General features: G+C 63.9%; 14 protein-coding genes. 1 reads left to right on the top strand and 13 read right to left on the bottom strand.

Annotated elements, in window-relative coordinates; translation table 11 throughout:
• Positions 1 to 48: 48 nt before the first annotated feature.
• A complete protein-coding gene (locus ABIA90_RS04705; RefSeq protein WP_354117450.1) occupies positions 49 to 3,252 on the top strand; it encodes an efflux RND transporter permease subunit in 3,204 nt (1,067 codons plus the stop codon).
• Here ABIA90_RS04705 and ABIA90_RS04700 read toward each other — a convergent pair.
• From ABIA90_RS04700 to ABIA90_RS04640, 13 genes are all read right to left on the bottom strand, one after another.
• Complete coding sequence (locus ABIA90_RS04700) at positions 3,249 to 3,977, bottom strand: sulfite exporter TauE/SafE family protein (RefSeq protein WP_354117449.1); 729 nt, start codon at positions 3,975 to 3,977, stop codon at positions 3,249 to 3,251. The genes ABIA90_RS04705 and ABIA90_RS04700 overlap by 4 nt on opposite strands.
• A 193-nt stretch (positions 3,978 to 4,170) precedes the next feature.
• Complete coding sequence (locus ABIA90_RS04695) at positions 4,171 to 4,428, bottom strand: hypothetical protein (protein WP_354117448.1); 258 nt, start codon at positions 4,426 to 4,428, stop codon at positions 4,171 to 4,173.
• Between the two features lie 231 nt (positions 4,429 to 4,659).
• A complete protein-coding gene (locus ABIA90_RS04690; RefSeq protein ID WP_354117447.1) occupies positions 4,660 to 5,778 on the bottom strand; it encodes a helix-turn-helix transcriptional regulator in 1,119 nt (372 codons plus the stop codon).
• Positions 5,779 to 5,886: 108 nt separating this feature from the next.
• On the bottom strand, positions 5,887 to 7,005 hold the full coding sequence (locus ABIA90_RS04685) for a helix-turn-helix transcriptional regulator (RefSeq protein ID WP_354117446.1): 1,119 nt from the start codon (positions 7,003 to 7,005) through the stop codon (positions 5,887 to 5,889).
• A gap of 144 nt (positions 7,006 to 7,149) precedes the next feature.
• A complete protein-coding gene (locus tag ABIA90_RS04680) occupies positions 7,150 to 7,383 on the bottom strand; it encodes a hypothetical protein (RefSeq protein WP_167767994.1) in 234 nt (77 codons plus the stop codon).
• Positions 7,352 to 7,600, bottom strand: coding sequence for a DUF6894 family protein (locus ABIA90_RS04675; RefSeq protein WP_085404769.1), 249 nt, complete (start codon positions 7,598 to 7,600; stop codon positions 7,352 to 7,354). Before ABIA90_RS04675 ends, ABIA90_RS04680 begins: the two co-directional genes overlap by 32 nt.
• 134 nt (positions 7,601 to 7,734) lie before the next feature.
• Entirely contained in the window at positions 7,735 to 8,709 is a 975-nt protein-coding gene (locus ABIA90_RS04670) for a helix-turn-helix transcriptional regulator (RefSeq protein WP_354117445.1), read from the bottom strand.
• A 228-nt stretch (positions 8,710 to 8,937) separates the two neighbouring features.
• Positions 8,938 to 10,095, bottom strand: coding sequence for a helix-turn-helix transcriptional regulator (locus ABIA90_RS04665; RefSeq protein WP_354117632.1), 1,158 nt, complete (start codon positions 10,093 to 10,095; stop codon positions 8,938 to 8,940).
• 293 nt (positions 10,096 to 10,388) lie between these two features.
• Positions 10,389 to 10,901 carry a hypothetical protein gene (locus ABIA90_RS04660; protein ID WP_354117444.1) on the bottom strand — a complete coding sequence of 171 codons (513 nt, stop codon included), beginning with the start codon at positions 10,899 to 10,901 and terminating at the stop codon, positions 10,389 to 10,391.
• A gap of 100 nt (positions 10,902 to 11,001) precedes the next feature.
• A complete protein-coding gene (locus tag ABIA90_RS04655) occupies positions 11,002 to 11,448 on the bottom strand; it encodes a MaoC family dehydratase (protein ID WP_014496047.1) in 447 nt (148 codons plus the stop codon).
• 389 nt (positions 11,449 to 11,837) lie between these two features.
• Positions 11,838 to 12,260, bottom strand: a complete 423-nt coding sequence (locus ABIA90_RS04650; RefSeq protein ID WP_063983909.1) for a hypothetical protein — start codon at positions 12,258 to 12,260, stop codon at positions 11,838 to 11,840.
• A 12-nt stretch (positions 12,261 to 12,272) separates the two neighbouring features.
• Positions 12,273 to 12,494, bottom strand: a complete 222-nt coding sequence (locus ABIA90_RS04645; RefSeq protein WP_028146622.1) for a hypothetical protein — start codon at positions 12,492 to 12,494, stop codon at positions 12,273 to 12,275.
• A 105-nt stretch (positions 12,495 to 12,599) separates the two neighbouring features.
• On the bottom strand, positions 12,600 to 13,433 hold the full coding sequence (locus ABIA90_RS04640) for a lytic murein transglycosylase (RefSeq protein ID WP_208086182.1): 834 nt from the start codon (positions 13,431 to 13,433) through the stop codon (positions 12,600 to 12,602).
• Positions 13,434 to 13,550 lie beyond the last annotated feature (117 nt).

Raw genomic sequence — 13,550 nt, 5'->3', positions numbered from 1 at the left:
CCCGCGTCCCGGTAACGGGAGAGCTGTCTCTCTTGCAGGGGCAAGGCCATGAATCTCTCAAAGTTCTTTATCGACCGTCCGATCTTCGCCGGCGTGCTGTCCGTCCTGATCTTCCTCGCCGGCCTGATCTCGCTGTTCGCGATGCCGATCTCGGAGTATCCGGACGTGGTGCCGCCCTCGGTGCTGGTGCGCGCGACTTATCCCGGTGCCAATCCCAAGGTGATCGCCGAGACGGTGGCGACCCCGATCGAGGAGCAGATCAACGGCGTCGAAGGCATGCTCTACATGTCGAGCCAGGCGACCACCGACGGCGCGATGACGCTGACGGTGACGTTCCGGCTCGGCACCGACCCCGACAAGGCGACGCAGCTGGTGCAGAACCGCGTGCAGCAGGCCGAGCCGCGCCTGCCAGCCGTGGTGCGCCAGCTCGGCATCATCACCAAAAAGTCGTCGCCCGACCTCACCATGGTCGTGCATTTGCTGTCGCCCAACGGCCGCTACGACATGACGTATTTGCGCAACTACGCGGTGCTCAACGTCAAGGACCGCCTCGCGCGGATCGACGGCGTCGGCGACGTCCAGCTTTACGGCGCCGGCGACTATTCGATGCGGGTCTGGGTCGATCCGCAGAAGGCGGCCGAGCACGGCCTGACCGCAAGCGACATCGTCAAGTCGATCCAGGCACAGAACGTCGAAGCCGCCGCCGGCGTCGTCGGCTCGTCGCCGAACGTCAGGGGTATCGACCTGCAAATGTCCGTCAATGCCGAAGGCCGGCTCGCCAACGAGGAGCAGTTCGGCGACATCGTGGTCAAGACCGGCACGCGCGGCGAAGTCGTGCGGCTGCGCGACGTCGCCCGCATCGAGCTTGGCGCCTCCGAATACGGCCTGCGCTCGCTGCTCGACAACAAGCAGGCCGTGGCGATCCCGATCTTCCAGGCGCCGGGCTCCAACGCGCTGGAGATTTCCGACCACGTCCGCGCCACCATGGCCGAGATCAAGAAGAACATGCCGGAGGGCGTGTCCTACCAGATCGTCTACGATCCCACCCAGTTCGTGCGCTCCTCGATCGAGGCCGTCATTCACACCCTGCTGGAGGCGATCGCGCTGGTGGTGCTGGTCGTGATCCTTTTCCTGCAGACCTGGCGCGCTTCCATCATTCCACTGCTGGCAGTGCCGGTGTCCATCGTCGGCACCTTTGCGGTGATGCATCTGTTCGGCTTCTCCATCAACGCGCTCAGCCTGTTCGGCCTCGTGCTTGCGATCGGCATCGTCGTCGACGACGCCATCGTCGTGGTCGAGAACGTCGAGCGCAACATCGAGGGTGGCCTCTCGCCGCGCGACGCCACCTACCAGGCGATGCGCGAGGTCTCCGGCCCGATCATCGCGATCGCGATGGTGCTGATCGCGGTGTTCGTGCCGCTGGCCTTCATCTCCGGCCTCACCGGGCAGTTCTACAAGCAGTTCGCGCTGACCATCGCGATCTCGACCGTGATCTCGGCCGTGAACTCGCTGACGCTGTCGCCGGCGCTGTCGGCGCTGCTGCTCAAGGGCCATAACGGGCCGAAGGACCGGCTGACGATCATCATGGAAAAGAGCCTCGGCTGGTTCTTCCGCGGCTTCAACAAGGCATTTACGCGCTCTTCGGACAATTACAGCGGCACGGTCACCAAGGTGATCTCGGGCAAGGCCGCGGTGATGGGCCTCTACGTGGTCCTGGTCGGCGTGACCGCCTTCCTGTTCCAGCAGGTGCCGAGTGGCTTCGTGCCGGGCCAGGACAAGCAATATCTGGTCGGCTTCTCGCGGCTGCCCGACGGTGCAGCGCTCGACCGCACCGAAGAGGTCATCCGCAAGATGAGCGACATCGCACTGACCCAGCCCGGTGTCGAGAGCTCGGTCGCGTTCCCGGGCCTGTCGATCGCCGGCTTCACCAACTCATCCAACGCCGGCATCGTGTTCTCGACGCTGAAACCGTTCGACGAGCGCAAGGGTCCGGCCCTGAGCGGGAACGCGATCGCGGCGGACCTCAACAAGAAATATTCCGGCATCCAGGAAGCCTTCATCGCCATGTTCCCGCCGCCGCCGGTCAACGGCCTCGGCACCATCGGCGGCTTCAAGCTGCAGATCGAGGACCGTGCCGGTCTCGGCTATGAAGCGCTGAACGAGGCGACCAAGGCGTTCATGGCGGCGATGCAGAAGGCGCCGGAGATCGCCGGCGTGTTCTCGAGCTTCCAGGTCAACGTGCCCCAGCTCTTTGCCGACATCGACCGCACCAAGGCGCTCCAGTTGGGCGTGCCCGTGACCGAGGTGTTCAACACGCTGCAGATCTACCTCGGTTCCTACTACGTCAACGACTTCAACAAGTTTGGTCGCACCTACTCCGTCTACGTCCAGGCCGACGCGCCGTTCCGCGCCCGCGCCGACGACATCAGGCAGTTGAAGGTGCGCTCATCCTCCGGCGACATGGTGCCGCTGTCCGCGCTGCTCACGATCCGCCAGAGCGCCGGACCTGAGCGCGCGATCAGATACAACGGCTTCTTGTCATCCGACATCAACGCGGCCGCTGCGCCCGGCTTTTCGTCGGGGCAGGCACAGGAGGTCGCGACGCGGATCGCGGCGGAGACGTTGCCGCCCGGCTTTGCCTTCGAATGGACCGACCTGACCTATCAGGAGTTCATCGCCGGCAATTCCGGCCTCTGGGTGTTTCCGCTGGCGATCCTGCTGGTGTTCCTGGTGCTGGCGGCGCTCTACGAGAGCCTGACCTTGCCGCTCTCGATCATCATGATCGTGCCGATGGGGCTGCTGGCTGCGATGTTCGGGGTCTGGATCTCGAAGGGCGACAACAACGTCTTCACCCAGATCGGCTTGATCGTGCTGGTCGGCCTCTCCGCCAAGAACGCCATCCTGATCGTCGAATTTGCGCGCGAGCTCGAATTCGCCGGACGCACGCCGATCCGGGCCGCGATCGAGGCGAGCCGCTTGCGGCTGCGTCCGATCCTGATGACGTCGATGGCGTTCATCATGGGCGTCTTGCCGCTCGTGCTCTCGACCGGCGCGGGCTCGGAGATGCGGCGCGCGATGGGCGTCGCGGTGTTCTCCGGCATGATCGGCGTCACTGTGTTCGGCCTGTTCCTGACGCCGGTGTTCTATGTGCTGCTGCGGACCGTCACCGGCAACAAGCCGCTGGTGCATCACAGCAGCGACACCAGCGCGGCGCCGGTCCAGGGTCTCAAGCACGAAGGCGCAGGCCACTAGATCAGCGAGATCCCCGAGAGCAGCAACAGAACGAGCACGGTCTTGCGAAAGACCGTCTCGTTGACCCGGTGAAAGGCGATCACGCCGAGCGCTGAGCCTGCGAACAGCGCAGGCAGGCTGATCGCGAGGTCGACGAACACCTTGGACGACAGGTCCTGGTGTCCGACCAGCAGCGCGATCGCGAAGACCTGCATCGCGGCGATGAACGGCTGCACCAGGCCGCGCTGCTCGCTCTTGGGCATGCCGCGCATGTCGCACCAGATCGTGGGGATCGCGCCAGGCATCGCGGTCAGGCCGCCGACCAGCCCTCCCCCGAACCCGATCAGTGCGACCCAGTGCCGGCCGACGGCTTCGCCCGCCGTCACCAGCGTCGGCCGCAGCAGCATGTAGGCCGCGTAGAGCGCGACGATGATACCGAAGCCGCGCCGGAGGAGATGCGTGTCCGTGGATTGCAACAGCGACACCGCGATGGGAACGCCGATCAATCCGCCGACGATCAGCAGCAGACTGCCCTCCCACCGGATGCTGCGCCGAAACGCCCACAGATTGGTGGCCTGCACGCCGATGCTGCACGCCATCATCAGCGGCACGGCCTCCAGCGGCTGAAACACGCGGAGCAGAATCGCGCCCGCCACGGCCGAGAACGCGAAGCCCGAGAGCCCCGAAACAAAGGCGCCGGTGAACACGGCGACGCTCACGAGAAGGCTGGTCGTGATATCAGGCACGATGCGTTCTCCGGGTCAATCGTAGGGTGTCTGCGTCGCCGGGACATCGGCAGTCCCGGTGCAGAGCTCCGCATCGTGCGAATTCAGGAGAGGCCGAGAGACCGGCTGCGCGTGCGAACGCTCCAGCATCGCCAGCCCGACCAGTTGAAGCGTGACGAGCGCCGCCGTCAGCGCGGCGGCGACAATATTGACGTTACGCGCGTTCGAACGTGGTGCGGCCGGCCGCGCGCTCGCGCGGATCAACTCTGTTGGCATTTTCAAAAGTATCCTCTTCATTGCAGACGGGAATAATTTCATTCAAACGCGACGTTTCATGCGACTGCTCCAGCAAATGGCCGTAGCGCCGCAACGCGCGCTTCGCGTCGATCTCGCGCTGCACGCGGAATGCCGCGCCGATGCGCGCGACGATGTCGCGGAACTTGCCGGCCGGAGCTGGTGACGCTTTTGGCATGACAATCTCCTCTCAACTTGTGCGAGAGATTGATGAGGTTCACTTCCGCTTGCTGTGAGTTGCTTCACACGAAGATCGAACGCGTCGAGCAAGAAAACGTGTGAGTTCTCGTAGAAGAGAGCGCGGAGAATCGCGTCATTCGATCGAACGACCCGCGATAACTTTCTAATGATGCTGCTGTTTGAACCTATCGCGAGCCGGAGCGACTCGCTTGCGCCTTCGGAAAGCGCGTCAGTGCAGAACCGGATTGGAGAATCCAGCCGCGAGCTTGACGAGATCGGCCTGACGCGAGACGCCGGTCTTCGCGAACACCCGATGCAGATGCGTCTTCACCGTCGTCTCCGCGATGCCGAGCGCCACGGCCGTCTCCGGCACACCGCCGACCTCGACGATCGATTGCATGACCCTCAGCTCCGCAGGGGTCAGCTCGAACGCGCGGTCGATGAGGCCGGCACATGAGCGGCCGTCGAGTTCCGCCTTCCAGATCAACAAGGCGCCGACCGCCGACGTGCGCTCCGCCGCGCCTTCACGCAACAACGACGGCAGCGCGATGACGTGCGCGACGTAGTAGGAGCCGTCATGCGACATCAGCGGAATCTTTCGCCCGGCGGCCGCCGCGACGGCAACCTCGCCTGCGTCACGGAAGATATCGCGCAGCGCCGAATTTGCCGCGGAAGATCGTGCCGCCAGCCGGCCCGCGACAGACCGCAGGACATCATCGGCGGCGAGCAACGTGTCCGCGGCAGGATTGCTGTGGACGATGTTGCAGGCCGTATCGAGCAGGATGACGCCGGCATTCAGCCGATCCACGACATCGGCGAGCGCGATCGCCCGCTGCTGCTTCCGCTCGATCGCCCGGTTGATCAGCAGCGCCCGGCTCGCATGCGGAACCAGGAATTGCATTCGCGCCCGCTGCTCCGCATCGAGCATCCCCTTGCCGGGGATCACGGTGATCAGCATCGGACACGGCGACTTCGACTGTTCCAGAACCACGCTGGCGACATCGACGCAGCCCTGGGGCCGCAACCATTCCTGATAGAACCGGCCGCGGCGATATTCGTCGAAATTCACGAGATCGGGGATGTTACGAACCTCGCCATAGCGAGGCAGCCGCGCCAGCGGATCGTACTGGGCGTAGGTCTCGGCATAGAGCTGGATGTAGTGCGGATCGACACCGCAGTAATAATGCGTCGCGCCGGACTTGCTGACCGGATCCTTCGAAATCAGCCCGCAAGCCTGGCTGCCGATGAACGCATTGAGCTTGACGACAACATCGCTCCACAACTCAGGGTGGAGGCCCGCGTCATATATATTCTCGATCAACTCGGACTGTTTGGGAGGTCGGGACATCAGAACAGCCAATGGTGACTTGGAGATCGCGAAATGTTCGTCATGCCCGGCGGCACAATTGAGTCTATCGTGGGAGCAAAAGGTTCAACCCCGACAGCGATTGACCGATCAGTTGACGAGCGGATTGGAGAATCCCGCCGCGAGCTTGACGAGATCGGCCTGACGCGAAACGCCGGTCTTGGCGAACACCCGATGCAAATGCGTCTTCGCCGTGGTTTCTGCGATACCGAGCGCTGCCGCTGTTTCCGGGACGCCACCGACCTCGACGATCGACAGGAACACGCGCAGCTCGGCCGGCGTGAGGTCGAAGGTCCGTGCGATCAGCTCGCCATAGGACTGCCCGCCAAGCGACACCTTGCGCAGGAGCAGCGCACCGGCGGCATCGACCACCCGCTCGCTGCCATTTCGCAGCACGGACGACAATGGCAGGATGTGCGCGACGTAACGTTCGCCGCTGGGTGACAACAGCGGAATCGCACGGTCCCTCGCGGCAAGCAGGACAACGTCATTGCGGCTCGCCAATGCCTCGCGCAGCGTCTGATTGGCCTCCGCGCTGCTGGTTACGAGCTGCCCGGCAACGGACCGAACCACGTCGTCGGCGGCAAGCAAGGCGTGACCGGCCGAATTCGCATGCACCACCCGGCAAAAGGCATCGAGCAGGAAGATGCCGGACGCCAGATTGTCCAGAACATCCACCAGCGCCGTCGCCAGTGTCAGTTGCGAGGTGATGGCGCGGTTGATCAGCAGCGCGCGGCTGGCGTGCGGCACAATCAGCGAGAGCCGATGCTTCATCGCCGGGTCCACCATGCGCCGGCCCGACAGCACCGTCATCATCACCGGGCAGCTCGCATGCGATGTCTCGAGCACGACGTTGGCCGCGTCGCTGCAACCCTGCGGCTGCATCCACTCCTGGTAAAAGCGCCCTTTCCGGTACTCATCGAAATTGACGAGATCGGGGATGCTGACGATCTCGCCATGCGGCGGCAGCACCGTCAGCGGATCGAACTTCGAATGGGTCTCTGAATAGAGACGGATATAGTGCGGGTCGGCGCCGCAATAATAATGGGTGACGCCGAATTTGCTGATCGAATCCTTGGAAAACAGCCCGCAGGCCTGCCCGCCGACGAAATCGCGAATGCCGGCAACGGCGTTGTTCCACAGCGAGGGATCGAGCCCTGCGTCATAGATGGACTCGACCAGTTCCGGCAGCTTCCGTAGTCCGCGCATGGCTTGAAATGGCCTGAGTGATCAATATCACCAAGCATACTACAACCACAGCATGCGGCGTCCTCCGATCGGAGGAGGCGCCGGCCGGGCGGATGGGGCCCGGCCGGCGGGCATCGCGTTCAAGCCGCCAGGGCTGATGCCGGCTCAGAACGCGACGCGAACGCCACCCTTCGCTGTGCCGGTGCGGCTCCGGTCGGACATCATCATGCCCTCGACCGCGCCGAACACGGACACGTTGCGGCTGGCGCGGTAGTCGAAGCCGAAGCCGGCCACCGCAGCATTGTTGAGCACTTGGCGCCGCGACCTGTTGTCGGCGTTGCCGCCCTGGAAGGTGAAGCCGGGACCGTCATGCCTGGTCCCAGCCGACCTTCTCGACATTTTCTGACCAGACCGCGGCGCGATAGACCTCTCGTCCGCCGGCATCCCTGACGCGGATCCAGGCGTCGCGATCGCGCAGATCGTCACGCCAGACGAACAGATGTCTCGCCATCTCGTCGGCCACGACAAACGTGGCCCTGGCCTGCTCGAAGACCATGCCGCCCGGATCGATCTTCACGACATTGTCGACCAAGAGATCAAAGAAGAAGCGGCGCATTCACAACTCCAACTGCCGGCGCCGTCCGAAACACAGCGTCATCGTTCTACTCCACGCGCTTAGAAGACGTAGTCGGCCGAACGCGCGCGCTGCGATAGGCACCCGCCTGGTCGCACGAACCGCGCACCGCGCGGTCACAGCGCTTCGCCGCTCCTGACGCCGCTGGGCGTCGCGCCATAGGCCCGCCGGAAACAACGATTGAAATAAGAGAGATCGCCGAAGCCCACGTCGTAGGCGATCGAGCTCACCGGCCGCCCGGCGAAGTCAGGCTCGCGCAGCATGCGATGCGCGCGTTTGAGGCGCTGCCCGGTCAGGAAGGACGAGAACGTCTTGCCGTCGGCTTCGAACAGCCGCTGAAGGTAACGTGTGGTCACGCCGAACTCCTGCGCCACAGTCGCGACCGAGAGGTCCTGATGCCAGCAATTGTTGACGATGAAGGACTTCACCTTCCGCAGCCGCGCGGCCCTGACGCCTCGGCGCCCGGCCAGCTCGTGAACCTCATCCGTCGCGCCGAGAACACGCGCCATCAGATCATGGAGATGTGCTACGGCGAGCTGGCGCAATGCGGGCACCGAGAGCGCACGCTCGCGCATCAGAGAGGTCGCGTAGTCGACCAGCAGGCGAAGTCCGGTGGAGCGCTCCGGAATGATTCGCATCACCGTGTCATCGATGTCCACGATCATGGGCGCCAGCACCCGCCGCGGCACGCGCAGCGACAGACAATTTCCAAGCGAGAGGCGTTCGTAGATCGTCGCGTCCTCCGCGCTCGTCAGAACCGCATCACCGGGATGAAGCCTCAGATCTCGTCCTCGCGCAGATACTTCGACGATGCCGGATCGGTTGATCATCAGGCCAAGGCTGTCGTTGCCGTCGACGACCAGTTGTTTGGTACGGATGACCCGAGCTCCGACTAGCCCGCCGATCACCAGCTGGACGTCCGGCAAGCCATGGGATGTGAGGCTCGCGGCGAACGGTTTTTCGTCCGTCGGCTCGACCTCCGCCTTGAGCACGCCGCGGCAATAGAATTCGCGCAGCAGCGGCACACGCTCGTCTTCGGGAATGTGATCCGTCGAAACATTGAGAATGGAAAATTCGTCCTTGCCGCTCACTGCAATTTCTCCAACCGACAGGCAGGCTCGCTCACGCGCTGTCGTCTCCCGCACCCGCGTCCGATGCCGGCGCGCATTGTTCCGTGGCGCACGCTGCCCTTCTCATTCAAGTGGCGCCATATACGAAAGTATCAAATGACGCGCGTCGTACGTTCGGAGGACCTGACGATCCTGCTCATCACAATGGATTGAGATTGCATCGCCGCGCGGCTCGCGCCGTGAAATGAATCACATGGTGTCGTCGTCGCGGCGCGTTCGCTGTACAAACGGCGCGGTGAAGCCGGCGGCGATCTTCACGAGATCTGCCTGCCTGCCGGCACCGGTCTTCTCGAACAGGCGACCGAGATGCGTCTTCACCGTGGTCTCGGCAATGCCGAGCTTTGCCGCGATATCGGGAACGCCGCCGACCTCGACAATGGCCATCAGCACGCGCAATTCGGACCGCGTCAGCCTGAAGGCCGCAGCAATGGCGTCGGGCACGAGCGATGGCACCATTGCGGCCTTCTGTACGAGAAGCACCGTAGCCGCGACGTCTCTCGGCAGGCTGCGCTCCCGCTTCAATGGAAGGACTTGGACGAGATAGTGCTGACCGTCCGCCGACGTCGCGAGCCCGATGCGGCGGCCACCGGCCGGGTGAGTTTCACCATCTGCGGCAACTTCGAACAGGCCGCGGAATATTTTGTCGGCCAGGGTGTTACGGACCACGATCCGCTCGCCGACCATCGCGAGCAGGTTTGCATCGACGAACAGCTGCCGGCACGCCGCGTTGGCGTGGACGACCCGGCCATCCGCATCGAGCAGGCAGATCGCCGTGCTCAGGCCGTCGAGCACATCGGCAAGATCGTCCACGGTGTGCGAGCGCGCCCTGATCTGCCGGCCCATGATCCTGGAACGCTGGATGTGGGGTGCGAGCAGCCGCATGCGTTCGCGCATCGCCTCGTCGACGGTTCCGCGGGATCGGTGGCGCAACACCTGCAAGACCGTGGTACGCGCGTCCGATCTCTCGAGCGCGACGGTCGCGAGGTCTATCGCGCCCTGCGGCTCGACCCACTCGCGATAGAAGCTCGTCGCCACGAAGTCCGCGTGCGGCATGATATCGCTCACGCCGATGGCGTGCCCGGCCGCAAAAGCGAGATGACGATCGAGCAGAGGATCCTGCTCGACATATCTGTCGCGGTAGAGCTGGCGGAAGCGGGATTCGGTGCCAAAATGCTGGTGAATCTCGATCGAGAGCCTTGCCGCATCGCGGGACAGGATGGTCGCGGCACACCCGCCGACGAAATGGGAAACCTGTTCCAGCGCGCCGCTGCGCAGTCCAGGATCGACCGCCGCATCGTAGATCTCGCCGACGAGAGACGAGAACCGGTTTGCCTGGAGGATCGTCATCGGAAGGACGATGCGATCGGCGTGCGGCCCCGGTGACGAAGGGAGCTTTCGCATTGGAAATTGGCAGAGCCGACGGAGCGGTCGATCGTCGCCTTCGGCGTGGAAAAAGCAGTGCAGCGAGATGCTAAAATATCGAACATCGTCCTTGCGTAACGTCAACCGCAGGGTGCGGCTTGGACGTTTTCGCCAAAGACTAGGATAAAAGCGAACAGCGCGCGGGCTGTGTGCTGTGGGTCACGCGCCCTCGCGCTGCTTGCTTGCTCGATCGCGCGCGCTGTGCGCGGCTCAGCACTTTATTTCCGGTTCTCCTCGCAGAACTTCAGCGCGGCCAGCGCCTCGCCGGCGCGCGGGATCTGCATCTCGATGCTGTCCTCGTCATCGTCCTCGAAATCGATCGAGAGACGCCTGGCCTTCGACAGCCGGTCCATGATCGACTGGTCGTATTCGAAGATGCCGCGCACGGTGGTCTTGTCCATGACCTCCCACTTCGCCTTCTTCATGATGTCGGCGTCATCGGTGCCGACGTCGGCCCGGAGGATCTCGCCGACCTTGTCCCACTCCCAACCGTCATAGATCATCACGATCACGATGGCCTTCTCGGAATAGGTGATCACGATGACGTAGTTGCGGTTCTCGTCTTCCTTGTCCTTGTAGCCGCGGCTCGCATTGCAATGCGTGTCCTGCGCGCGCTTCTCGATGGTCCAGTCGCCGACCCTGGATTGCTGCGCGAACGCCGGCCCTGCGCTCGAGACGGCTGCGCCCAAGGCGCCCGCGCTCAGCAAAGCGGCAAGAAGGAATCGTCTCATGTCAGCCTCCAGCGTTCCCGACGTGGAGATGACCACCTCAGCCTGCGGCCCGCAAGGGCTCGAGAAGGTTGATCCGGGCCGATGCTGAACGTCGCCGGCCTTACACCCGCCTGGGGATGATGGCGATCGGGGTGAAGGTGTAAACCTCCTCGCCGTTCTGGTTGAACATGGTCCATTTCACCAGCGCGATGCCCTGCGGCTTCGACTTCGACGGCGTCAGGCTCATGACCTCGCCGACCAGATGCAGGCGGTCATTGGGCCGTACCGGGATGGTCCAGCGCAGGCCGTCGACGCCCGCGCCGATCAGCGGATGCGGGCCGAACGGGCGGGCCTGGATCGCGAGGTTCATGGCGATCGCGGCGGTGTGCCATCCTGATGCAGCTAGGCCGTTGAACAAGGTCTGCTTGGCGGCCTCGTGGTCGAGATGCATCGGCTGCGGATCGAACTCGGCTGCAAAGCGCTTGATGTCGGCTTCGGTGACTTGCACCTCGGGGGATTTGAACCGCATTCCGATGGTGAGATCGTCGAACCACTCGACCTGCGCCATGATTTTTTGCCTCGCAATATGACTTGCCGCCCGCCCGAAAGGCCCGGCTGAAGGACTGAGCAGAGCGGGATGTAGCGGGTCTGCGGTGCACAAACCAGCCCCGGGTTCCCCGCGAAACCCGTTTTCCAAAACGACGAAACACGCCTGAAACAGATTGCCGGTTATCTGGTTGTCAAAATCATACAGGGACGGCCACCATGCAATTCTTCCTCGACCTCATCCTGGATTATGCCTGCTGCCAAAATCTCGTCTCCCAGCCGCTGCGGGAGGATGAGCTATGATCGAGCTGATCTCAGCCGTGCTCGCGCTTTGCAGCGTAGCTGTCTTCGCGGCACATGCTTTGGATGCCTACCGCACCACGCACTCCTGATCTGTACGCCCTCCGGCCGCTAGAACGGGCGCCGGTAAAAGTGCTCCGAGTGCGTGGCCGGCGGAAACCGGTTGGCGAGAGCGATTGCCGCATTCTCGTCGGTCTCGAGCGCGACCTTCTGCGCCAGCATCACGTCGCCGGGCACGAGAAAGCCTGACGGGACGAAGCACCATCCCATCGCCGCACGCCCCTCATCGTCGATCTCATGGACATTGGCGGCCGTGCCGTAGTGGATGCGGTACCTTTTGCCGGTATCGCAGCCGATGACATCGAAATACCGATGCTGCTCGAATTGCGCGCGCTGCGCCGGCGACAGCCATTCGGCCAAAAGCCGGCGGCCGCGGGCATCCGGCGTGTTCTCGCCGAAGAAGCGCCGATAGAGCTCGCGCAGCGCATGCAGACGCGCACGCGCCGGCGCACGGAGCCAAATTGCCGCGATCATGAGCAGCTCAGATCAACCGCCGACCAGGCGGGGATAGAACAGCGTTTCATGCGCGGTCGGATCGAATGACTTGATGCGGGTGACTTCACCGGGTCCAGTTCGATAGGCGGCGGTGAAGCCAGCTCCGGTCAGCTCACGAAAGCGCCGTTCGGCTCGCGCCAGCGCTTCGGCATTGTCAGGATCAAACTCGTGGCGCGTGTCGCCCGTCTGGTCCATCACGATCTGGGTAGCCATATTGAGTCTCCTCATGCCAGCCCTGCCCCCGATCAAAGCAAACCTCGTGCCGTCAGTTCCTCAACGCAAGAACTTTCTCGTGCGCGGCCGAGCCTTCATGCGGCCTCAACGCAACGCGGCCGCCCCTCCTCCCTCGTCGATCTGCCGTCCCATCAGGGCGATTGCCTTCTGATAGACGCCGGCAGCATTCCAAGCCTCGATAGCGGCAAAATTCGGTTCGCCCGGCTGGTAACCGGCTCCTGCGCGCCAGCCATGAGCTTTCAGGAAATTCGCCGTCGAGTTCAGCGCATTGGCGGCAACCTCGAGATTGCCGATGCCGTAGGCCAGGATGTTCTTGGGCATGAACTGGGTTTGGCCGACCTCGCCGTGCATGGAGCCGCGGGTCGCGCCCGACAGCGTGCCGCGGTCGATCAGCTTGAGGGCGGCATAGAGCTGGTCGGTGAAGAATTCGGGACGGCGGCAGTCATAGGCAAGGGTCGCGATCGACGACAGCATGTTCTGGTTGCCGCGCTGGCTGCCGAAACCGGTCTCCATGCCCCAGATCGCGATCAGCGGCCCGGGCGGGACGCCGTAGCGCTGCTGGATCGAGGCGAACAAGGCGGCCTGCGACTGCTTGAGCTGCCGCCCCTTGGCCACGATGGTGGTGGCGCCGCGCTTGGCGAGGAACTGGTCGAGCGTCAGCGAGAAGCTGCGCTGGCCGCGGTCGGCCGCAATCGTGGCACCGGCGTAATTGGTCTGCATCAGCGCCGAGAGCGCGGTCTGGCCGACGCCCTTGCCCTGCGCCTCCGCGCTGAACTCGCGCTTCCAGGCCTCAAAGCCCGCCGGCGAGCTGCCGCATTGCGCGGCCTCGGCCATCGATATCAGGGACATGGGCGCCAGCGAGAGAAGCAGCGCTGCAGCGCCGATCATGGCCGTCGCAACGGTCCTGCCCTTGGTCATTCCCTGGTCCTCTCACATAAACGTGCGCGACCGGCTCGCGCGGGCCCATGATCCTACGTCGGCCCTGATCGCTCAAGCCCCATCCGGCGCAACCTGTGCCTTGACACCGGGGCAGCC

This window comes from Bradyrhizobium sp. LA6.8, from assembly GCF_040547935.1.
GTDB classification, from domain to species: domain Bacteria; phylum Pseudomonadota; class Alphaproteobacteria; order Rhizobiales; family Xanthobacteraceae; genus Bradyrhizobium; species Bradyrhizobium barranii.
The sequence above is the reverse complement of the archived record's forward strand: the minus strand, read 5'-3'. Positions and strand labels throughout refer to the sequence as shown.